The 21554-nt window shown below is 65.3% G+C and carries 18 protein-coding genes; 10 read left to right on the top strand and 8 right to left on the bottom strand.

Annotation, left to right across the window (positions count from 1 at the left end):
- Window positions 1–15: 15 nt before the first annotated feature.
- Complete coding sequence (locus IVB24_RS16745; RefSeq protein WP_247773798.1) at window positions 16–1650, bottom strand: thiamine pyrophosphate-requiring protein; 1635 nt, start codon at window positions 1648–1650, stop codon at window positions 16–18.
- Window positions 1651–1810: 160 nt separating this feature from the next.
- A complete protein-coding gene (locus tag IVB24_RS16750) occupies window positions 1811–4573 on the bottom strand; it encodes a winged helix-turn-helix domain-containing protein (protein ID WP_247773799.1) in 2763 nt (920 codons plus the stop codon).
- Between IVB24_RS16750 and IVB24_RS16755 the strand changes: the two genes are divergently transcribed.
- From IVB24_RS16755 to IVB24_RS16770, 4 genes are all read left to right on the top strand, one after another.
- Window positions 4460–4693 carry a hypothetical protein gene (locus tag IVB24_RS16755; protein WP_247774297.1) on the top strand — a complete coding sequence of 78 codons (234 nt, stop codon included), beginning with the start codon at window positions 4460–4462 and terminating at the stop codon, window positions 4691–4693. The two genes, IVB24_RS16750 and IVB24_RS16755, sit on opposite strands and share 114 nt — an antisense overlap.
- 584 nt (window positions 4694–5277) lie before the next feature.
- Window positions 5278–5742 (top strand): (2Fe-2S)-binding protein, encoded by a 465-nt coding sequence (locus tag IVB24_RS16760; protein WP_247773800.1) that lies wholly within the window; start codon window positions 5278–5280, stop codon window positions 5740–5742.
- Window position 5743: 1 nt separating this feature from the next.
- Window positions 5744–7999, top strand: coding sequence for a molybdopterin cofactor-binding domain-containing protein (locus IVB24_RS16765; RefSeq protein WP_247773801.1), 2256 nt, complete (start codon window positions 5744–5746; stop codon window positions 7997–7999).
- A gap of 8 nt (window positions 8000–8007) precedes the next feature.
- Window positions 8008–8649 carry a hypothetical protein gene (locus IVB24_RS16770; RefSeq protein WP_247773802.1) on the top strand — a complete coding sequence of 214 codons (642 nt, stop codon included), beginning with the start codon at window positions 8008–8010 and terminating at the stop codon, window positions 8647–8649.
- A gap of 993 nt (window positions 8650–9642) precedes the next feature.
- On the opposite strand, the gene IVB24_RS16775 is transcribed toward IVB24_RS16770, so the two are convergent.
- The 6 genes from IVB24_RS16775 to IVB24_RS16800 form a co-directional block, all read right to left on the bottom strand.
- The gene (locus tag IVB24_RS16775) at window positions 9643–11238 is read right to left on the bottom strand and encodes an MBL fold metallo-hydrolase (RefSeq protein WP_166466364.1); all 1596 of its coding nucleotides are present in this window, start codon (window positions 11236–11238) and stop codon (window positions 9643–9645) included.
- Window positions 11235–12155, bottom strand: coding sequence for a ribose-phosphate pyrophosphokinase (locus IVB24_RS16780; RefSeq protein ID WP_247773803.1), 921 nt, complete (start codon window positions 12153–12155; stop codon window positions 11235–11237). The genes IVB24_RS16775 and IVB24_RS16780 overlap by 4 nt, the downstream gene beginning before the upstream one ends.
- A complete protein-coding gene (locus IVB24_RS16785) occupies window positions 12152–13693 on the bottom strand; it encodes a thymidine phosphorylase family protein (protein WP_247773804.1) in 1542 nt (513 codons plus the stop codon). The genes IVB24_RS16780 and IVB24_RS16785 overlap by 4 nt, the downstream gene beginning before the upstream one ends.
- Before the next feature lie 215 nt (window positions 13694–13908).
- Window positions 13909–14073, bottom strand: coding sequence for a Flp family type IVb pilin (locus IVB24_RS16790; protein ID WP_018315817.1), 165 nt, complete (start codon window positions 14071–14073; stop codon window positions 13909–13911).
- A 268-nt stretch (window positions 14074–14341) separates the two neighbouring features.
- Entirely contained in the window at window positions 14342–14575 is a 234-nt protein-coding gene (locus IVB24_RS16795) for a hypothetical protein (protein ID WP_247773805.1), read from the bottom strand.
- Window positions 14576–14632: 57 nt separating this feature from the next.
- Complete coding sequence (locus IVB24_RS16800; protein ID WP_094975090.1) at window positions 14633–15607, bottom strand: Ku protein; 975 nt, start codon at window positions 15605–15607, stop codon at window positions 14633–14635.
- Window positions 15608–15841: 234 nt separating this feature from the next.
- On the opposite strand from IVB24_RS16800, the gene IVB24_RS16805 reads away from it, so the two are divergent.
- From IVB24_RS16805 to ccmI, 6 genes are all read left to right on the top strand, one after another.
- Window positions 15842–15997 carry a hypothetical protein gene (locus IVB24_RS16805; protein WP_162848634.1) on the top strand — a complete coding sequence of 52 codons (156 nt, stop codon included), beginning with the start codon at window positions 15842–15844 and terminating at the stop codon, window positions 15995–15997.
- Between the two features lie 234 nt (window positions 15998–16231).
- Window positions 16232–16897 (top strand): response regulator transcription factor, encoded by a 666-nt coding sequence (locus tag IVB24_RS16810; RefSeq protein WP_018315821.1) that lies wholly within the window; start codon window positions 16232–16234, stop codon window positions 16895–16897.
- 94 nt (window positions 16898–16991) lie between these two features.
- Entirely contained in the window at window positions 16992–18368 is a 1377-nt protein-coding gene (locus IVB24_RS16815; RefSeq protein ID WP_247773806.1) for a sensor histidine kinase, read from the top strand.
- A gap of 161 nt (window positions 18369–18529) precedes the next feature.
- Window positions 18530–19930, top strand: coding sequence for a hypothetical protein (locus tag IVB24_RS16820; RefSeq protein WP_247773807.1), 1401 nt, complete (start codon window positions 18530–18532; stop codon window positions 19928–19930).
- Window positions 19931–20029: 99 nt separating this feature from the next.
- The gene (locus IVB24_RS16825; RefSeq protein WP_162308462.1) at window positions 20030–20299 is read left to right on the top strand and encodes a hypothetical protein; all 270 of its coding nucleotides are present in this window, start codon (window positions 20030–20032) and stop codon (window positions 20297–20299) included.
- 131 nt (window positions 20300–20430) lie between these two features.
- Window positions 20431–21552 carry a c-type cytochrome biogenesis protein CcmI gene (gene ccmI, locus IVB24_RS16830; protein ID WP_247773808.1) on the top strand — a complete coding sequence of 374 codons (1122 nt, stop codon included), beginning with the start codon at window positions 20431–20433 and terminating at the stop codon, window positions 21550–21552.
- The last annotated feature ends 2 nt before the right edge of the window (window positions 21553–21554 follow it).

Here is a 21554-nt window from a genome sequence, read left to right on the forward strand (position 1 = left end):
AGCGTCCGGCTTGCCTCACGTTCCCGGCCGCGACACCTCCGTCTCCTTGCTGGTGATGAACTCCAGCAGCACCGGAATGCCTTCCTGCGTCTTCTGGATGCCGCGCCTGATCGCAGGGATGATGTCTTCGGGCTTGGTCACCCGCTCGCCATAGCCGCCGAAGGCGCGCGCCATCGCGGCGTAGTCGCCGGAAATGTCGGTCGAGCGATATTTTTCGGTCGAGATCGGCATCACCTTCAATTCGATCGCCATCGAGAAATTGTTCAAAAGGATCGACATGATCGGGATGCGCTCGCGCACCGCGGTCTCGAAATCCATGCCGGTGAAACCGATCGCCGCATCGCCCCAGACGTTGATGCAGAGCTTGTCGGGCTTTGCCAGCTTCGCGCCCATCGCAAGGCCGAGACCGTAACCGAGTTGCGTCGTCTTGCCCCAGCCGAGATAGGTGAGGGGTTTCGTCGATTTCCAGAACGGCGAGAGCTGATCGCGCGGGCTGCCGGCATCGTGCGTGATGATGGTGTTGTCGATGTCGACGGTGTGCTGCAGGTCCCACAGCACGCGATACGGACTGAGCGGCGCGTCGTTGCTGGCGAGCTTCGGCATCCATTTCGCCAGCCACTCCTTGTGCGAGGCTGCGATCTCGGCCGCGACGGCGGAGGCGTCGCGATCGGATGTGACGGTCTTGCCGATCTCCTCCAGCAGCGCGTCGAGCACGAGGCCGGCGTCGCCGACCAGGCCGATCGCAGCCTCGACGTCCTTGTTGAGATGATTGGGATCCAGCGTCGAATGGATGATGGTCTTGCCCTTCGGCATCGCAATGCCGAAATTGGTCTCGGTGAAGGAGCAGCCGATGCCGAAGATGACGTCGGCCTCGCTGAGGAATTTCGGCACCGCGCGCGGCACCGCGAGGCCGCCGGAGCCGAGCGAGAGAGGATGCGTTTCCGGGAACGACGATTTGCCGCCGAGGCTGGTGGTCACCGGGATCGCCAACCGCTCGGCGAGCCGCTTCAGCTGCGGCCAAGCCTGGGCGTAATGCACGCCCTGGCCGGCATAGATCACCGCACGCCTGGCATTGACGAGCAGGTGGGCTGCCTCCTTCACATGCACGGGGTCGGCGCCATAGCGCGTGCGCAGCACCGGCGTGTAGTCGAGCGGCTTCGGCACCTCCTCGTTCCACATGTCCGAGGGAATTTCGACGATCACGGGCCCACCACGGCCGTTCTTCAGCTTGGTGAAGGCGCGGCGAAAGATGTTGGCGACCTCGGCCGCGAGGATGATCGGCTCCGACGATTTCGCGAACGGTTTCATCGCCTCGCTGGAATTGAAGTTCGGCTCGATATGCGCCAGCCTGCGCTGATAGCCCATCGGCAACACCAGCACCGGCACGGATTCGCCGAAGCACTGCGCGACGCCGCCCATCGCATTCTCCGCGCCGGGCCCATGCTGCATGCAGAACGCGCCGATGCTGCGCCCCGACGTCACCCGCGAGATCGCGTCCGCGATGTGGATGCCGACGCGCTCCTGCCGCACCATCACCGGTCGGATATCGGCCTTGGCGGCGTGCTCGATCAGATGGTTGACGGGGTAGCCGCAGAGGATCTCGATCCCCTCGCGCCGCATGATTTCCGCAATGGCGGTGCCGAGCTTCATGGCGTCTCTCTCCCTGGCGAGGCCTGGCCGGTTGATCCGGCCGCTTGGCAAGAGAGGATCAGGAAATTCGGGAAGCGTAAAGCTGGCGCGGCGAACACTGCGGTAGGCCAGCCATGCATCGCCCGGGTGTAGCAGCGCACGACAGCAGCGACTGCCGCAGTCAGGGGTTGGCTTGCAGTTCGGCCAAAAGGCGTGAGGCGGCAATGAGGTCCTGGGTTTCAAAGCCCTCGGCGAAGTCGCCATGGATTGGAGCGAGCAAGCGCGCGGCTTTTGGTCTGCGGCCGGCCGCCATCCAGTGCGCGGCCAGATCGGCGGCGATCCGCAGCTCGAAGGTTTTGGCCCCTATGCTGCGGGCCTCGGTAAGCGCCTGCTGCAGCCGCTTTTCGGCGCGCACCGGCTCGCCGGTATGGAAGAGGACAGATGCATCGACGCGCACAAGCTCCGAACGGCACCAGCGTTCGCCCTGCCGCTCCTGGTAGTCGAGCGCTTCCGCGATGGTGCGCTGCGCTTCCTGGATCCGGCCTTGCCTGAGAAGCGCGCGGGCGAGCACCGCGAGATAGCTGCCGATCCGCATCAGGAAGCGGCATTCGATCAGTTCGTCGATCGCGGCCCGGATATCGTCCACCGCGCGCGGATCGCCCCTGAGATCGCGGAGGCAGGCCGAGAAATAACGCTCAACCGGAACCCAGCGGGAGATGCGCTCCCGTTCGAGATTTCCACGCAGCCGTTCCGCGTAGCTTTCGAGCGCATCCAAATTGCCGGTTTCGAGCGCAATGGGGAGCGCAGCAAGTCCGAGCGCATTCGACTGGGATACCCATTGACCGCTGCGATCCGCCGCATCGACGGCATCGCGGGCCAGCCTGGCCGCGGTGTCGGGTTGTCCCTGCATCCACGCAACGAAGGGCAGATTGAAGCGGACGGTGATGAACCGGTAGACCTCGTTGGCATCGTTGCGAGACCTGCCCTCGGCCAGCGAATGGGTTGCCGCGAGACGATCCAGAACCGCGCGGCTCGTGTTCAATTCACCCGCAAATGCTTGCGCCCAGGCCAGCGCCCGATCGGCTTCTGACGTCGATGTCAGGTTGCGGTCGCGGTCCGCGAGCCCGGTCGCTTCCTCGAGATAGACGGTGGCACGCGGGATATGACCGATCTGCAGCAGGTAGAAGGCGAAGCCGACCAGTGCGCGTTGCTGATAGTCGTTGTCCTTGGCACCTCTTGCAAAGGCGATCGCATCGAGCCACGCAAGCTCGTTTTCGTTGGATAGTTTGCGTGCGTAGAAAAGGCTCCATCCGAGCGCGCAGGCGAGCTTCGCCCGCAGCAGGTCGTCGCATTCGATGGTTTTGGCCAGCGCCAGTGCCGAGGCCAGCCGCGCCTGTGCCTCCGACAGGATGGCTGTCTCCGACCACAAGGTGATCCCCGCAACCGTCAGCCTGATGCCGAGCAAGGTATCGCCGTCCTCGCCAAAGGCCCACGACAATGCGGCCCTGAGATCACCGATGCGCCAAAGGTAGCGTTGGGTCCAGTCGGCCGGCTCACGCCAGCTCCACTCGTCCTCGGACTGCTCGAACAGGGCAAGGATGCGCTGCGCGTGGTGGTTGAGCGCTTGCTCGCAGGCGGGATCGGCGCGCCGCCGGTCGGTCGCATAACGCCGCGTGCTGTCCAGCAGGCGGTAACGCAGGCCGCGCCCGCTGGACTGCGCGCTCAGAAGGGATTTTGCGACGAGACTGCCGAGCCCGGTGACGACGTCGACCAGATCGAGGCCGGCCGCTCCGGCCACGAAAATCGCGTCCTCGGCTTCGAACGCGTCGCTGAACACGGAGAGCAGGGCGAACAGCCTGGCTTCCTTGAAAGGCAGCAGCCTGAAGCTCCAGTCGATCGTGGCCATCAGGGTTTCATGGCGCGGCGAGGCGCCTTCGGCCCTTGGTGCGCGAAAACTCAGATTCTGATCGAGCGCATCCAGCAGTTCGCGCGGGCTGAACGTTCGGATCTGGGCGGCCGCCAGTTCGATCGCCAGCGGGAGGCCGTCCAGTGCAAGGCATATCGAGGCGATGGCCGCGTAGTCGTCATCGACGAACTCGTAGTCCGACCATTCTGCCGCGCGGCGAACGAACAATTGAACCGCCGGGAATTCGACCGCCTGCTCCGTCGTCGGCGCCTGGCCCGGGCCTGGCGCGGGGAGCGATCCGAGCCGCACGACGTGCTCGGTCGCGTTGCCCAGCGGTTCACGGCTGGTCGCGAGCAGCTTCGAAGGCGAGGTGTCCGCCAGGAATTTCCCGGCAAACATGGTGGCGGCCGGCAGCACATGCTCGCAATTGTCCAGAACGAGGAGCATCTGGCGCTGCCTGAGATAGTCGAGCACCGCGGTCAGGCCGTTGTCCGGATTGCCCCTGATGCCCAGCGCCGTGACCATCGCCGCGCCGAACAGGGTCGGGTCCGAGATTGTGGCGAGATCGACGAAGCAGACGCCGTCGCGATATCGCGACGCGATGGCCTGCGCCACCGCAACGGCAATGGTCGTCTTGCCGATCCCTCCCGCGCCGGCCAGGGTCAGGTGCCTGAGGTCGACCAGCAGACGAGCGATATCGGCGATCTCGACCCTGCGGCCGACGATGCCGCGCCGTGACGGCGGCGGGGAGGCGGGGATCGGTTCCGCCTGCGCCGGGTGCTCCTCGATCTCACCGATGCTCGTTTGCACGTCCGCAACGAACCTGTAGCCCCGGCGGGCCACCGTCGCGATGTAGGCAGGCTCGGTCTGGGTATCACCCAGCGAACGCCGCAAACTCCACATGTTGACCTTGAGATTGCTGTCGTGGAGGAACGTGCCCGGCCACGCCGCTTCCATCAATTCGTCCTTGCTGACCAGCTCGCCGCGACGCTGTATCAGCAGGTGCAACAGCTCGAATGCGCGTCCGCCCAGTTTCACGGCGCGCCCATCGAGGAGAAGCAATTGGCGGCGGGGAACCAGCTGGAATCGGCCGAAGGAGAAGGTGAGTTCCTGTCGGCGTACGTCCGGTTGTTGTATCGCCGTGGCCGGCCGCATTGATCATTACCAATCCAACTACAATTATCGCCTGCAATTATCATGCGGTGCGAAAGTGTTGAACATGCTCCACAAGATTTCCGTGTGAATGCGCAAGGAACCGGCGTCGCCTGCGACCAATCGTCCCCAACAATGCTCTCTGCTCGTCGCAGATGCAGCGGTCCTTACCCACCATGGATCATTGGTCGCGATTGCGGAGATCCGTCCTCTGCATCCCCTGCACGCCGCGCAGCCTCATTCCCAAGTCTACTCATTGCCAAGTCTACTCATTGCCAAGTCTTTGCCCGGCCTGCCTTTTACCTCATTTAACCGCTGGGCCTCTGGACTTCGTTGCGGGCGCTTGTGAGAAATTCCTCATCGGCGTGGCCGCGATCGGAACGCAATTTTTGATGGAATGAAATGATCGTTCGCTCGCGATGCCGGGCCAGAGTTCGCCGCAGCTGGAGCGGAGGTCATGATGCCAACAAGCGACACGAAGATCGACCCGCGCGATTCGGAAAGATCGCGCGGCAGCATCGGGCGGGGTTGCGTGATGATCGCCGGTTCAAGCGCCTGAGTTTCAACAATCCGCAAATGGATATAGCGACATGATCGAGCTCACCGTCAACGGCACCAAGCACCGTGTCGACGTCGTTCCCGAGATGCCCTTGTTGTGGGTGTTACGCGACGAGCTCGGCATCACCAGTGCAAAATATGGCTGCGGGGTCGCGCAATGCGGCGCCTGCACCGTTCACATCGACGGCAAGGCGGTGCGGTCCTGTCAGTCGCATATCGGCGAGGTCGCCGGCAAATCGGTCGTCACGCTCGAAGGCCTGAGCAACAAGGACCAGCATCCGGTGTTGCAGGCCTGGATCGAGCATCAGGTTCCGCAATGCGGCTACTGCCAGACCGGCCAGATCATGCAGGCGATCTCGCTGCTCACGAAGATCCCCAAACCGACGGACGAGCAGATCAATCAGGTGATGTCGGGAAACCTCTGCCGCTGCGGCACCTATCCACGCATCCGCGCGGCGATCCATGCGGCCGCAGCCAAGAAAATGGCGGAGAAGTGATATGGGCCATATGCAGGACCTCTCGCGCCGCGCGTTTGTCTTCGGCTCGGCCGCGATGGCAGGCGGGATCGCCTTCGGATCCTACAGCGGTGCTGAAGCGGCTGCACCGGCCGCCGGCGACAATCCCTTGACCGCAGGCCTCGGGCCGAATTCCGTGACGTTCAATCCCTGGGTCGAGATCAGCCCGGACAAGATCACGCTGATCGCACAGCATGCCGACATCGGTCAGGGCGTCGGCTCGGTGCAGCCGATCATGATAGCCGAGGAGATGGACCTCGATCCCGGCCAGTTCGAAGTTCGCTTCGCTGGTCCCAGTCCCGCCTATTTCAACACCGGGTTCAAGGAGGAACTGGCGCCGTTCCTCGCCGCGGATCAGAGCCCCGCGGCCGAGGCGGGTCGCGCCGCGGCGCTCGAAGGTCTTCGAAAGTCCGGCATGCAGATGACGGGCGGCTCGAGCACGATCCCCGACACCTATGAGAAGCTCCGCAAGGCCGGCGCCATAGCGCGTGAAACGCTGAAGGCCGCCGCTGCCAAGCGATCGGGCGTCGCGGTGGCTGACATCCGCACCCAATCCGGGCACGTGATCCTCCCCGACGGCAAGAAGATTCCGTATGTCGAGCTCGCGGCGGACGCCGCCGGGATTCCTCCGGTGCTCGATGCGCAGACGCGCGATCCCTCCACCTGGCGCTTGATCGGCAAGCCGATGATGCGCCTTGACGTTCGCGCCAAGGTTCTGGGCGAGCTGAAGTTCGGCATCGACATGAAGATGGAGGGCATGCTGTACGCCTCCGTCAAGCTGAACCCCAACAAGGGGCAGCCGCTGAAATCCTATGACGCGAGCAAGGCGCAATCGATGCCGGGGGTGAAGAAGATCCTCGAAATCAAGAACGGCGTTGCGGTGATCGCCACCAACAGCTGGTACGCGATGAGGGCCGCCGATGCCGTCAGGTGCGAGTGGGCGCCTTCAGTGTACCCCGCCGACCAGGCCGACCATTGGAAGGTGCTGCAATCCTCGTTCAAGCCGGAGTTCCTGGGCAAGGAATGGCGCAAGATCGGCGATGTCGAAGCCGGCCTGAAGACGGGCAAGCGGATCGAGGCGGAGTATCGCGCGCCCTACGTCGCCCATCAGCCGCTCGAACCGCTCAACGGGATCGGCCTCGTCACCGACAAGGGGATGGAGATCTGGGTCGGCCACCAGAGCCCTCAATTCGTGCAGCATGTCGCGGCGACCGCGATCGGCCTGAAACCGGAACAGATCACCTTCCACAATCAGTGGACCGGCGGGAGTTTTGGCCACCGTCTCGAGTACGAGAACGTACGTGTGCTTGCCGAGATCGCAAACCAGATGCGCGGCACGCCGATCAAGCTGGTGTTCTCGCGCGAGGAGGATTTTCTCCAGGACATTCCGCGGCAGATCGCGCTCGCCCGGCACAGAGGCAGCATCGACAAGGGCAAGATCGTCGCGGCCGATCTGCAGCTGGCCTCGACGGCGCCGCTCAAGGGGCTGCTCGAACGTTCGGGCGCCCCCTCGAAGGATCCCGACGCTCAATTGGCGGCCGGCCTCTGGAACGTCTACTACGACATCCCCAATTTCCGGGCCACGACTTACGAGGCGCAGGGACTGTCGCCGAGCACCACGTGGCGGTCGGTCGGCGCCTCGACGGCCGGCTTTTTCACCGAGAGCTTCATCGACGAATTGATCCATGCGGCGGGGCTTGATCCGATGAAGGCGCGGATCGAGATGTGCGCCGTGCCACACTACCGCAAGCTGCTCGAGACGCTCGCGGAGATGTCGGACTGGAAGGGACCGCTCGGTAACGGCCGAGGCCGGGGCGTTGCCTTCGTCGAGTCCTTCGGCACACCGGTTGCCGAAGTCATCGAGGTCACCAAGACCGACCGGGGCATCAGGATCGACAAGGTCTGGGCCGCCGTTGACGTCGGCAAGGTGATCGACCCCGTCAATTTCGAGAACCAGGTGCAGGGCGGGGTGGTCTGGGGTCTCGGCCACGCCATCAACTGCGAGCTCACTTACGCCAAGGGCGCGGTGCAGCAGACCAATTACAATCACCACGAAGCCATGCGCATGTACCAGTGCCCGGTGATCGAAGTTCGCGGGCTCGAGAACGATCCCAAGGTGAGGGGCGTCGGAGAGCCGCCCGTTCCGCCGGCCGCGCCTGCGCTCGCCAACGCGATCTTCGCTGCGACCGGGCTGCGCATCCGCGAAATGCCCTTCAACAAGTTCATCGATTTCGTGTGAGGCAGGCCATGAAGATATCGCTGATCGCGCTGCTTCTCGCGGGCGTCGCCGTGTCCGCCGTCACGGGCATCGTTGCCGCCAAAGACGAGGCCAAGCTGGCGGCCAGGGACTTGCTGCCGCGGGGCAGCGTCAGCCGCGTCGAGGGGCTTGAGGCCTGGAAGCGGATCGAAGCGGTGGTGACGCATCCACGTTGCGCCAATTGCCATGTCGATGCCAGGGCCATTCCGATCTGGACCCTGGCCGGCGAAACCAAGCCCCGCGTGCACGGCATGAACATCCACGGCGGCGAGAGCCGCATCGGCACGGAGGCGGTCCCGTGTGCGACCTGTCACATGACGTCGACCCAGGCGAACGAGCCTGCGCCGTCGCCGCCGCGCGCCGGCATCGACTGGCAGCTTGCCCCGGTGGCCTTCATCTGGTTCGGCAAGAGCGGCAAGGAAATCTGCGCGCAGATGAAGGATCCCAAGCGCAATGGCGGTCGCGATGCCGCCGGGCTCGTCGAGCATTTGCGCCACGATGCTTCGCTGAACGGCTTCATTCCGCGAGGCTGGGCGCCCGGAGAGGGACGTTCGACGCCGCCGGGCACGTTCGAGGATCACGTCAAGGATATGGCGAGGTGGGCGGCGGCTGGGCAACCCTGTCCGAATTGACGGCCGGATTTCATGGCGGCCTGGCCGGTCCACCCACCATCCGTTGTGGTGCCCGACGAGCAAAACACGCTAGCGCTGGGTCGAGTGCCCCACGTCAAAATATTCGTATTTACAGAAGTTCGGTTTTGCCGTACAACCTTCCGCATCCCGCCCGCCACAAGGGGCGTTTCGCGATCGTCACGAGACGCGGGCCGGGATGCGGTGGCCGCGACGGCGTCGGCGCGCGATGGAGCTGCAGGGCGGGAAACCGTGAGCAGCGGCAGGCGCGGTACGACACGGCGCTGACAGCGTCCTCGAATGGACTGCACGGTGAGCGCACGCCAGCCGTGGAGAACCCAGCGAAGATGTGCGCGGACGGAGAAGTCGTGTGGTCCTGACGCCCGGGGTCTGTGCGTCAAGTCATGTGGTGATGTGCGGCCAACCGGCGCGCGCATCTGAAATCCGCAAGGCGACGGGGGCAATAGTGCAGCGCTCCCCGAGGAGAGCACGAAGGACACCGTGAAAACCATCGCGCAGGGAAGGCCGGGCGACCGGCAACACCTGTCGTCCACCCCGTGCGCGCTTCTTTCGCACGCGGGACTTCGGGTGCCAGCCGGCGCCCGGCCTTCCCTGCGCCCTTGCTTTCGAAGAGGGGCGAAGAACACAGCAAAGCTCGGGCGAAACCAGCCGCGAGGATGCGAAGGTATGTCCGCGATGTCGTAGGATGGGTAGAGCACTTGCGAAACCCATCATGCTTCAACGTGAAAGAACTGCTGATGGGTTTCGCGTCGCTCTACCCATCCTACGAATTGAACAACGGTCTCGTGCCCCGGAGGCAGCGCAGCGCGCCGCGTCTTCGCGGCGTGGTGCGCTGCAGAGCCGGGGCCCATGCGTCAGCGGAGCGCGCAGCTCCTGGGTCCGGCTCTGCGCAGCAGCGTAAGAGCGCTGCAGCGCATCTGGGACACGAGGGAGCCGCGCTTCAGCTGCCGTCATTGCGCAGCGACCGGCCTCCCGCTACGCCTTCTCCTCCAGCGCGCGGCGCAGCCGTCGGATGATGACGCCGCGGGCGCGGTCGTCGGCGGCCGCTCCAACCCTGTCGTTGATGTCGAGCACCAGCTCGGACATCTCGTTGTGCCAGTCGAGGCGGGTCACGGCCTCCGGTGCGAGGCGCCGGCGGTGATCGACGTCGAGCACCCGCGGTTCGGGCGCGGCGAGCTCGTAGATGTCGTCGAGCAGCGGCTGGTACACCCGGGCCGCCGGAACGATGCGCTCGGCGACGCGTTCGGCGAGCCCCGCGATCGCGGCTTCCTCGCCATGGACCAAGAACAGCCCGCGGGCGATGGGCCGGCGTGCGGCGATCCAGCCGGCGATGCCGGCGGCGTCGGCGTGGCCGGAATATTCGTCGATCATGCGGATGCGGGCCGCGACCTTGATCTCCTCACCCTGGATCCGTACGGCCTTGGTCCCGTTCTGGAGGAAGCGGCCGAGCGTGCCGTTGGCCTGGAAGCCTGCGAGCAGCACGGTCGCGCGCTCGTTCCACAGCCAGCGCTTCAGATGATGGCGGATGCGGCCGGCGTCGCACATGCCGCTCGCGGCGATGATGATATGGAATCCGGACAGGCGCATGATCGCCTTGCTCTCGTCCGCGGTCTCGGTGAATTTGAGATGCGGCGAGTTGAGCAGGCGCGCGGCATCGACGGTCGGGTCGAGGCTCTCGGCATGGCGGCGGAACACTTCGGTCGCGCGGATCGCGAGCGGAGAATCGAGGAAGATCGGTGCGGTCGGAATCTCGCCATGCTCCATCAGGTCGACGAGATCGACGATCAGCTCCTGGGTGCGCTCGACCGCGAAGGCAGGCAGCAGCAGCGCGCCGCCGGCCGCCGCGGCATCGCGCACCTCGGCCGCGAGGTGCTTGCGGCGGAGCGCGGGTGTCGTGGCCTCGCGCAGGCGGTCGCCATAAGTCGATTCCGAGATGACGTAGTCGAAATCGGCTGGCGCTTCGGGATCGGGCTGCAGCAGCTTGGCCTCCGGCCCGACGTCGCCGGACAGCAGCACGCGCATCGGACGCGGCGCGCCCTGCTCGGCGATTTCGAGCTCGATCGAGGCCGAGCCGAGCAGATGGCCGGCGTTCCAGTAGCGCGCGCGAACACCCGGGATCACATCGGTCCAGCGTTCATACTCGACAGCGCGAAACGATTGCAGCGATGCGATCGCATCGGCCTGCGTGTAGATCGGCTGCACCTCTTTGCGCCCGCGCGAGGCGTTGCGCCGGTTGAGCTGGGTGACTTCCGATTCCTGGATGCTGCCGGCGTCGGGCAGCATGTAGGAGCAGAGGTCGATGGTGCCGCGCGTCGCCAGGATCGGTCCCTCGAATCCCGCGCGCACGAGTTTCGGCAACAGGCCGCTATGGTCGATATGGGCATGCGTGAGCAGCACGGCGTCGATATCGGCGGGCCGGAACGGAAAGGCGCCGTAGTTGAGCTCCTTCAGCGTCTTCTGGCCCTGGAACAGGCCGCAATCGACCAGGAAGCGGCCGGTCGCGGTCTGGAACAGATAGCTCGAACCGGTCACGGTGCGGGCGGCGCCGCAAAATCGAACGGTGATGCTCATGGCGTCGTCTCCGGAGGAAGTGTCGTGGTCAGTTCGGACCGCAAGGCGGCCGCGAGACTCTCGTCGAGCGCAATCGCATTGGTCGGATGCGGCACGCTGTCGGTCGAGCGGATCGAGCGGATGCCGGCCCCGGTGAACGCAACGATCATCGCAGGCGGAAACAGCGCGTGCGTCACGACCGCATCGACGGCGGTCGCGCCCATCGCAATCAGCGCCTTCGCCGCGGCCATCAGCGTCGTCCCGGAGGAGACGATGTCATCCACCAGCAGCGCCGGCCGTCCCGCGAGCAGGTCGGGATCGGCAAAACTGATCGCCACGGAACGATCGCCGTGCCGCGTCTTTTTCGCCACCGTGTGCTGCAGCCGCAGCCGGCTCGCGATATCGTTCACCCAGGGCTCGGACTCCATGTCGGGTCCGATCACGATGGTCGCGGGGTCGATGCTCTCAGTTGCCAGCGTGTTCGCGATCGCAGGCATGGCGGACAGGTTCTCCGCTTCGATGCCCGGAAAGACCGACCGGATGTCGGTGGTGCGATGCAAATGCGCATCCACGGTGACGACGCGGTCGACGGTCGTTGCAAGCAGAGCGCCCATCGCGCGCTGGCTGATGGCCTCGCCGGCATGAAACGCAGCATCCTGCCGCATATAGCAGAGATAGGGCGCGACCAGCACCAGCCGCTTCGCGCCGTTGCGTCGCAGCGCCTCGGCCGCGAACAGCAGGGCGATCAGCTTGTCGTTGGGTTGATCGAGCGGGGCATAGAGGATGGTGGTGTCGGTCGCCGGCGCGACGGCGACGCGCAGCTCGCCGTCCGGAAAACGGTGCACGGCGATCTCGCCGCAAGAAAGCTCGAGCCGCGCCGCGAGGCGCTTCGCCGCATCGCTGCCGCCGGGCAGGGTCTGGAGCGCGATCGTGCTCACGACGCCGACTTGTCCTGGAGGGGCTCGTGACCGTTGACGACGTAACCGCTCTCCTCGGTGGCGGCATCGGCAGCCAGATCGTGCTCGGGGCGGTCGAACGTGTAGACGCGATAGAGCGGCTCGCCTTGCTCGACGCGATCGCCGATCTTCCTGAACAGGCGGATGCCGGCGCCCTTGTCGAGCGGCGCGCCGGCGGTGCGGGCCAAGCGGTTCAGGCGCAGGCAGTCGATCGCGGACACGATGCCGTCATGCGCCGCCTTGACGTCGAAGCTGAGCGATCCGAGCTCGCTGCTGCAGGTCGACGGGCCCTGGGCGTCGATGATCTTCTGCATCTGCTTCAGCGCCGCGCCGCTGTCGAGCAGCTCGCGCGCCCTCGCATAGCCGGCGCCGCCGCGCAGCTTCGGATCGTATTCGAGGAGATGGGCGGCGAGGCGGAGCGATTTTTCGCGCAGGTCGCGCGGCGCATCCTTGTCGTTGCCGAGCACCGCCATGACGTCATTGGCCTCGAGCACCGGCCCGATGCCGTTGCCGATCGGCTGGCTTCCGTCGGTCGTGATCACTTCGACCGTGCGGCCGAAGCGGTCGCCGACGAATTCGAACAGCTTGCGCAGCCGCATCGCCTCGACGCCATTGGTGACCTTCGCGGTCGGCCCGACCGGAATGTCGATCAACAGATGCGTCGAACCCGCCGCGATCTTCTTGGACATGATGGAGGCGACCATCTGCTCGCGCGTATCGAGGCTCAGCGGTCGCTCGACCGAGATCAGCACGTCGTCGGCCGGCGACAGGTTCACATGCCCGCCCCAGATCAGGCAGCCGTTGCAGGCCGAGACGATCGCCTTCATCTCCTCGACGCCGACATTCACCCGCGCCAGAACTTCCATGGTGTCGGCGGTGCCGGCAGGCGAGGTGATGGCGCGCGAGGAGGTCTTGGGGATCGGCAGGCCGTGCGCGGCGACGATCGGCACCACGACCATCGAGGTGCGGTTGCCGGGTATGCCACCGATGCAATGCTTGTCGACCACGACAGGGTTCGGCCACACCAATTGCGTGCCGGCCTGCGCCATCGCCCCGGTGAGCGCAAGCAGCTCGTCGCTGGTGATGAAGCTCGCCGAACCGATCAGGAAGGCGGCGATCTCCATGTCCGAGTAGCGGTAATGCGCGAGGTCGTCGATGATCGCGCCGATCTCGGCCTGGCTCAGCGTTCGCCCGCGGATCTTCGCGCGCACGGCTTCCAGGCTCTCCGGTGGCACGGCGGGCCTGACCGTGACCAGCGTGCCGACGCCTTGCCCGAAGCGCCGGAACGCGGGTTCAGAGAGACCGATTTCGTCCGGGGCCGCCATCGTATCGTCGTCCGTGATCAGCAAGGTCGCCAGCAGGACTTTGTCGCCATGTCGCAGCTCGACGCGGCTGAAGCCGCGGAAGATCTCGGCGCGCAGCGCCTTCGACTGCCTGGAGACGACGACAACGTTCTCGCGGCCGGTATCGAGCCGGACGCGGCGGATTTTCAGTTGGGAGCGCGGAAGGTCTGGATGCATGGACAGGCCGGCGGGGAGGGAACGCGACCTCCATGCTTAGACGTCGCCGTCCTGATGCTGTTGACCCAGATCATGGCCCGCGCGAAGGACACGGGTGAGCTGTGGCGGGCTGTCACGCAGGCGCGCTGCTGCAGGCGCGTCGGTCTGGAAATGACAGGGGAAGCCGAATGCCGTGGCGATATCGCCGATGTCGGCCGGCCAAATCGGGGATCGGGCTACTTTATCCCCGTGCTGATCGCGACAAACTTGTTGTTGAGGAGGGCGCCACCCATCGTGTTCACGGCCGTTATGATAGCCAGCGCAATGCCTGCGGCAATCAGGCCGTACTCGATCGCGGTTGCACCATTCTCATCGGCAAGGAAGGACCTAAGCAAACGCATTGCCAACTCCCGTTCATCCGATCCAACGTATGGCCGCGTCGTTATCGGACCTGCAAATAGATCGAATAAGTCTTTATGCGCGCCAAAAGAATTAAGCCCGGGCGGGCGCGCCCCTGCTCATACGACGGCATTCATTAAATTAAGGTTCCATCGATCCGTCCAAATGGATTCACCCCGGCCGGCCTCGGCCGGGCTGCGCGGGCGCAGCGTCCGTCAGGGCACCATCGCGCGGCAGCTTAACCGATTGTTGAGCCTGTTCGTCAGGCGCTCAATCGCGCCGGTCCGCATTCAGCGCCCGCAACATCGCGATGCGGGCGAACATCACCCAGCCGCCGCCCGTTTCGGCCGCATTGATCAGGGTCTCGATGGCTGTCTGCCAGCGCGGCTCGTGCTGGGCGTCTTCGGGCAGCCGCATGACGTAGTCCGCGGCCTCTTGAAGCGTGCGCAATTGCAACTTGTTGCTCACGCGAACGGGTTCGTCGAACGCCGCCGACCAGGGCATGTCAGGCCGCCTGATCGGCGAGGGGTGGCATCACGGCGCGATCGCGGGGGGATGCGGCTAACCGGCCTTCTTCGCCCGCGCCGGCGCGCGCACCGGCTTGTCGGCCTTCTTCGGCGTGGTCGCTGCCTTGGCCGCGGCCTCCTTGCCGCCCTTGCCGGATATCGGCAACAGCATCTCGCGCTGGCCCTCGACGCGCTTTTTCGGCTTCCTGGCCTTGACGGTCTCCTTGGCGACCTTCGCCGCGGGGGCGTCCTTCTCGTTCGCGATGCTCTTCTTCAGCGCGTCCATCAGGTTGATGACATTGCCGCCGCCCTTCGGTGCGGCCTTGGCGGTGATAGGGGCGCCGCTGCGCTTCTTGTTGATGAGATCGATCAGCGCGGTCTCGTAATGATCTTCGAACAGCTCGGGCTCGAATGCGCCGGACTTCTTCTCGACGATGTGCTTGGCGAGGTCGAGCATGTCCCTGGTCAACTTCACGTCCTGGATGTCGTCGAAATACTCGGTCTCGCTGCGGACTTCATAGGGATAGCGCAGCAGCGTGCCCATCAGCCCGCTCTCGAGCGGCTCGAGCGCGATGATGTGCTCGCGGTTGGTCAGCACCACGCGGCCGATCGCGACCTTGTCCATGCTCCGGATGGTCTCGCGGATCACCGCGTAGGCGTCGTGGCCGACCTTGCCGTCGGGCACGAGATAATAGGGGCGGATCAGATAGCGGTTGTCGATGTCGGCCTTCGGCACGAACTCGTCGATATCGATCGTGTGGGTCGAGTCGAGCGCGATGTCGTCGAGCTCGTCCTTGGTGACCTCGATATAGGTGTCGGTGTCGACCTTGTAGCCCTTGACGATGTCCTCGGAGGTCACCTCGTCGCCGGTCTCGGCGTCGACCTTGAGGTACTTGATCCGGTGGCCGGTCTTGCGGTTGATCTGGTTGAAGGAGACCTTCTCGGTATCCGAAGTGGCCGGATAGAGCGCGACCGGACAGGTCACGAGCGACAAACGCAGAAAACCCTTCCAATTGGCGCGGGGGGCCATGGGCTACTCCAAACGCAACAGAGGACAACGTCCCAGAATACCATCGGGGAACAACGAATCATAGCGAGGTCGATCGCTGAATCCGCCAACTGCGTTAACCGGCCGCCGGCCGGCTGGTTGCGGTCTGATCGCACTGCAAATTCGGAACATCATATCAGATCGGGCGTTGGCTCCGGACATAGGCTGCGATGAGGTCGCGGTCATCGGGGGCGACACGCAGAGATCGAGGGCACCATGGCCACTACGCGAGAGCAGCAACAGATCGTCGAAACGCCAACCGAGGCGCGCCAGGGTGAACCCGGGCCGTCCGTTGCCGCACTGCTCGCCATCTCGACCGGGCTTGCGATCCTGATCCTCGCCGTCATCTGGTTCGTCTTCTTCCGGACCTGACAGGACGAATTCCCGGGAAGGGCGGACTTTCCCAAAACTCGCCGCGGAACGCGGCACATTGCGCCCGTCACGCTGCCGGCTTGTCCGGTCGCATGGCGGGCGCAGTCGCGTGGGCTGCAGACTCATCGTATATGACCAAAAAGTAACGCGTCGGGTTCCCCGCGTTCATATTCAGTTCACGCCGGAATTGCTCATCTGGTGCGGTGTTGATGCGGCCTATGTCTGGAGAGAAACGTGCGCCTGCTCGTTGTTGAGGACGACCCCGATCTCAATCGCCAGCTCACCAAGGCCCTGACCGACGCCGGCTACGTCGTCGATCGCGCCTTCGATGGTGAGGAGGGACACTATCTCGGCGACAACGAGCCTTATGACGCCGTCGTGCTCGACATCGGCCTGCCCAAGAAGGACGGCATTTCGGTGCTGGAGGCCTGGCGCCGCAACGGCCGCACCATGCCGGTCCTGATCCTCACCGCGCGCGACCGCTGGAGCGACAAGGTGCAGGGCTTCGATGCCGGCGCCGACGACTATGTGGCAAAGCCGTTCCATCTGGAGGAGGTGCTGGCGCGCATCCGCGCGCTGCTGCGCCGTTCGACCGGCCATGCCCAGAGCGAGCTCAGCTGCGGCCCCGTCACGCTCGACACCAGGACCGGCCGCGTCAGCGTCTCCGGCAATCCGGTGAAGATGACCTCGCACGAATATCGGCTTCTGGCCTACCTGATGCACCATTCGGGCCGCGTCGTGTCGCGCACCGAGCTGGTCGAGCACCTCTACGACCAGGATTTCGACCGCGACTCCAACACCATCGAGGTGTTCGTCGGCCGCATCCGCAAGAAGCTCGACGTCGACATCATCCAGACCGTACGCGGCCTCGGCTATCTCCTGACCCCGCCGGCCGCCTGAGCCGTTCCGGGGCTTGACGGGCAGCGCGACAGGGGCCTTGGTCCGGTCATGACCTCCGACGCCCTGCCATCCTGTGCCTCTCGGGATCGTTCCGATGGCCGCTAGTTCGCTTGCCAACCGACTGTTCCTGTCGGCGACCGCCTGGCTCGTGGTGATCCTGGCCATCACCGGTGTGGTGCTGTCGTCGGTTTACAAGAACGCCACCGAGCGCGCCTTCGACCGCCGGCTCAATCTCTATCTCCGCACCCTGATCGCCGAGGTTGCGACCCCCGACGAGCCGCCGGATCGCCAGTTCCAGTCGCTGGGCGAGCCGCTGTTCGAGCTGCCGCTGTCGGGCTGGTACTGGCAGATCACGCGGACCGGTACCGAGAAGCCGGAGGTGCGCTCCTCGCGTTCGCTCTGGGACAAGAAGCTGCCGAAGCTGGAAGAGCAGGGCACCGAGCTCACCGCCGCCGGCATCCGGCTCGCTTATGTCGATGGTCCCGAAGGCCAGAACCTGCGCATGGTCGAGCGGCCCGTCGATCTTGGCGCCGACGGCAAGTTTCTCGTCAGCGTCGCCGGCGACGACACCGAGATTTTCGACGAGACCCGGAGCTTCGACTATTATCTCGGCGGCACCTTCACTGCGCTCGGCATCGTGCTGCTGCTGACGACCGTGTTCCAGGTCCGCTTCGGCCTCGCGCCGCTCAAGCGCATCTCGGAGTCGATTGCCGACATCCGCTCCGGGCGGGCGGAGCGGCTGGAGGGCGAATTCCCGGTCGAGATCGCGCCATTGGCGCGCGAGACCAACGCGCTGATCGATGCCAATCGCGAGATCGTCGAGCGCGCGCGCACTCATGTCGGCAATCTCGCCCATGCGATCAAGACGCCGCTCTCGGTCATCGTCAACGAGGCCGGCGCCCACGCCGCGGAACCGTTCGCGGCCAAGGTGATGGAGCAGGCCGACGTGATGCGCGACCAGGTCGCGCATCATCTGGAGCGTGCGCGCATCGCAGCGCGGGTCTCGGTGGTCGCGACCGTGACCGAGGTGGCGCCCGCCATCGAGGCATTGCGGCGGACCATGGAGAAGATTCATCGCGATCGCGGCATCGCTGTCGAAGCCAAGGCCGATCCGTCGGCAAAATTTCGCGGCGAGCGCCAGGATCTGGAGGAGATGGTCGGCAATCTCGTCGACAACGCCTGCAAATGGGCGGCCTCGCGCGTCTTCATCGAGGTCCTCGTCGAAGCGCCGCCGCAGCACGGGGTGGGCCCGCGGCTGCGGATCATCGTCGATGACGATGGCCGCGGCCTGTCGGAAGCGGAGCGCGCACAGGTCTCGCGGCGCGGCCAGCGGCTCGACGAGTCCAAGCCCGGGTCGGGGCTGGGGCTGTCGATCGTGACCGACCTCGCCGCGCTCTATGGCGGCAGCCTCTCGCTCAGTGGTGCGCCGACCGGCGGCCTGCGCGCCGAACTGGTCCTTCCGGGCGTATAATCCATTGTTCCGACGAGGTTATTCCCTCCTCGCCGATGCCCGGCCGCAGCAAACCGGCTGGATTCGGCCACACTTGCTAAACGGCTTCTTAAGTGGGGGACTCCTATGATCACGCTGGACCCATCCCATGTCCGCCATTTTACCGTGCATAACCCGGGCGCATGAGCCAGACATCGATCGAGCGGCTGAGGGAATATCTCGCGCAGCTCCCGCCGCAGGCGCAGGCGCTGCTGATGCGGGAGTTCGAGCGCGCGCTGGAGCGCGGCCAGGATACGGCTGTCGCGACCCTGGTGCTCGAGCAGCTGCGCAAGATCGTCCGCAAGTCGGAAGCCGATGAAGCCCCGCCGCCGCGCACGGACGATCTGTCGCGGCTGCTGTTCCAGGCGCTGGAACCGTTCCTGATCGAGGCCGGCGTCCCGCTGCGGGTCGGCCAGATCCGCCGCACCTCGCTGCAGCCGATCTGGCAATGGCTGGGCCGCGATGGTGCGCCGGACAAGGTGAACGAGTTCGAGGCCGCGCTGGCGCGCATGCCCGCCGATAGTGCGGGGCAGGTCGAGGCCCTCGCGCAGAAGCTCCAGGCGGTCGCTGCGGATGCCATTTTCGAGCTGACCGGTCCCGGTGGCGGCGACAAGTCGCGCGCGCTCGCCCGCGTCGGCCCGCCCAACGTGATCGAGGACCTCTATTCGATCGGAGCGGTGCTTCAGGTCCGGGAGGCCATCGCCAGCCTGAACGAGAAATTGCCGCGCACTCTGCGCGCCTTCGGCGATTCCCAGATCGTCTCGGTGACGTCGGCGCTCAACATTCCGGTCCTGCAGACGCCGCAGATGCTGCCGTTCGCGCTCTCGATCGTGGTGCAACGGATGACCGCGCCGTGGCAGATCATCCGCCTCGCCATCAAGATTGCAGCGTCCGACGACGAGATCCGTGTCGCGGCGACGCCCTACGGCGTTGCCGTCACGATGGCGCTGCACGATCTGTCCTGTGTTGCCGCCGCCCTGCGCATCGACATCAAGCGCGGCCATTTCGACAACGTTGCCGGCAACCTCAAGGCGTTGCACGACGGCGTGCGCGGCCTACGCACCGAGCTCGACCTGCGTAACGATTCCGCCTGGGGCAAGCAGTTGACCTCGATCCGGGCCGACATCTCCAATGCGCTGCAATCGGAGATCGACAGCGTTCCCGGCCGCGTTCGCCGCATCCTGCGCCAGCGCCCCGAGAAGGACATTCCGCCGGGAGCGCGGATCGACCGCACCGAGGTGGAGGAAACCGCGGCGCTGATCGATTTCGTCGCGACCTGCCGCAACTACGCCAGCGAGCTTGCGATCAACGAGGTGACGCTGCGCACCTATTCCGACCTCCAGCAATATGTCGAGCGCTCGACCGAGCAGCTGGTGCAGTCGCTGCGCGCGGCCGATCACAAGGTCCGCACCTACAGGCAGCAGCAGGTGCAGGCCGCGATTCGCTTCTGCCAGGTGCTGTTTGGCGATGATTATGCCTCGTTGATGAGCCGGGCCGCGGAAAACGCAGCGACCGGCGAGCGCAAATCGTCGCGCGCAAGCTGATCCAGGCGCATATTTCGCGATCACAATTTATGGTTGACCATCCGGATGGCGCGCCGTACGGTCCCCGTGCAAGTCCGGGGAATTTCTATTTGTGGGCGCATGAAACCCGTTATCAGCTCCATCGAAATCGAGAACCGCGTCGTCGTTGCCAAGTATCAAAGACTGATGGTCGGTGCCAAAGTGGTGCTGGTCGAGAAGGCAAGCGGTCGGCAACTGTCCGAGACAACCACGAGGGTTGCCTCTCCGGTTCCGGTCGGAGCGCTGCGCATCAGATTGCCTGATGCGATCAAGCCGGGAACATACTTCCTGAAGGCCTTCAATGGGCATGGCGAGGACGCCGCGCAAAGCACGGACTTCGAAATCGGCTAAGCCGTTGGATTTTCACCGTTTCAAGACCGCGCGCGGTCGCGTCAAATTGACAATTGTCAATTGCCGCATCGTCCGGCTGTGGTGTAAAGCCACCTATGGGCGCGGTTCGTGCGCTGCCGGAAGTTTGCCAGATGACGCTGTGGTTCGTGTTCGCGCTGATGACGGTCGCGGCGATTTTCGCCGTGCTCTGGCCGCTTGGGCGCAATGGACGCGCGCAAGACCAGGGCAGCGAGGTCGCTGTTTACAAGGACCAGTTGGCCGAGGTCGAACGTGATCTCGCCGCAGGCATGATTCCCGCGCCGGATGCCGAGGCTGCGCGCGTCGAGATCAGCCGCAGGCTGCTCGCCGCGACCGCCAGCGAGCCCGCCATCAATCCGGCCATGGCCCCGAAATCGAATCTCAAATGGCGCCGCGCGGCAGCTGTGGTGGCGCTCGCCGGCCTGCCGCTCGTTGCGATCGGCGTCTACATGCCACTTGGCTCGCCTCGGCTTCAGGATTTTCCCCTGGCGGAGCGCGAGCGCGGATCCGGGTCCGGCGTGGCGCAGTCGCTCGAGAACCTCGTGGTGCAGGTCCAGCAACATCTGGAGAAGAATCCCACCGACGGGCGCGGCTGGAACGTGCTCGCGCCGGTGCTGGAGCGGCTTGGCCGTTTCGACGATGCGGTGCGCGCCTATCGCAACTCGCTCACCTACAATGGCGAGAGCGCGGAACGCCGGTCCGATCTCGGCGAAGCAATCTCGGCTGCCGCCGGCGGTGTGGTGACCGTCGAGGCCAAGACGGAATTCGAGCGTGCACGTGCCCTGAACGCGGACGATCCCAAGGCGAACTACTTCCTCGGCCTCGCCGCCGAGCAGGACGGCCGCAAGGACGATGCAGCCACGATCTGGCGCGCGCTGCTCGCGAAAGCGCCCTCGGATGCGCCGTGGCGTGCCTTGGTGCAGTCCTCGCTGGTGCGGGTCGGCGGCGGGACGATGCCGGCGTTGTCGGATGAGACGATCGCCGCTTCCAAGGACATGGCCGAAGGCGATCGCAACGCGATGGTGCGCGGAATGGTCGATCGTCTGGCCACCCGCTTGAAGCAGAACGGCGACGACGTCGATGGATGGCTGCGACTGGTGCGCGCCTATCTGGTAATGGGCGAGCGCGACAAGGCCGTGGGAGCATCGGCCGATGCCCGGCAGGCGGTTGCCAGCGACGCCGAGCGGCTGCGCCAGCTCAACGATGGCCTCAGGACTCTCGGGCTCGGCGGATGACG

This window comes from Bradyrhizobium sp. 192 (assembly GCF_023100965.1).
GTDB lineage: Bacteria > Pseudomonadota > Alphaproteobacteria > Rhizobiales > Xanthobacteraceae > Bradyrhizobium > Bradyrhizobium symbiodeficiens.

What these genes read in the sequence shown, in the direction of transcription:
- IVB24_RS16815 (WP_247773806.1), top strand. Translation starts at nt 16,992, where the DNA reads ATGGCCGCTAGTTCGCTTGCCAACCGACTGTTCCTGTCGGCGACCGCC.
- IVB24_RS16825 (WP_162308462.1), top strand. Translation starts at nt 20,030, where the DNA reads ATGAAACCCGTTATCAGCTCCATCGAAATCGAGAACCGCGTCGTCGTT.
- IVB24_RS16790 (WP_018315817.1), bottom strand. Translation starts at nt 14,073, where the DNA reads ATGCGTTTGCTTAGGTCCTTCCTTGCCGATGAGAATGGTGCAACCGCG.
- IVB24_RS16805 (WP_162848634.1), top strand. Translation starts at nt 15,842, where the DNA reads ATGGCCACTACGCGAGAGCAGCAACAGATCGTCGAAACGCCAACCGAG.
- IVB24_RS16800 (WP_094975090.1), bottom strand. Translation starts at nt 15,607, where the DNA reads ATGGCCCCCCGCGCCAATTGGAAGGGTTTTCTGCGTTTGTCGCTCGTG.
- IVB24_RS16785 (WP_247773804.1), bottom strand. Translation starts at nt 13,693, where the DNA reads ATGCATCCAGACCTTCCGCGCTCCCAACTGAAAATCCGCCGCGTCCGG.
- ccmI (WP_247773808.1), top strand. Translation starts at nt 20,431, where the DNA reads ATGACGCTGTGGTTCGTGTTCGCGCTGATGACGGTCGCGGCGATTTTC.
- IVB24_RS16745 (WP_247773798.1), bottom strand. Translation starts at nt 1,650, where the DNA reads ATGAAGCTCGGCACCGCCATTGCGGAAATCATGCGGCGCGAGGGGATC.
- IVB24_RS16775 (WP_166466364.1), bottom strand. Translation starts at nt 11,238, where the DNA reads ATGAGCATCACCGTTCGATTTTGCGGCGCCGCCCGCACCGTGACCGGT.
- IVB24_RS16770 (WP_247773802.1), top strand. Translation starts at nt 8,008, where the DNA reads ATGAAGATATCGCTGATCGCGCTGCTTCTCGCGGGCGTCGCCGTGTCC.
- IVB24_RS16795 (WP_247773805.1), bottom strand. Translation starts at nt 14,575, where the DNA reads ATGCCCTGGTCGGCGGCGTTCGACGAACCCGTTCGCGTGAGCAACAAG.
- IVB24_RS16760 (WP_247773800.1), top strand. Translation starts at nt 5,278, where the DNA reads ATGATCGAGCTCACCGTCAACGGCACCAAGCACCGTGTCGACGTCGTT.
- IVB24_RS16765 (WP_247773801.1), top strand. Translation starts at nt 5,744, where the DNA reads ATGGGCCATATGCAGGACCTCTCGCGCCGCGCGTTTGTCTTCGGCTCG.
- IVB24_RS16820 (WP_247773807.1), top strand. Translation starts at nt 18,530, where the DNA reads ATGAGCCAGACATCGATCGAGCGGCTGAGGGAATATCTCGCGCAGCTC.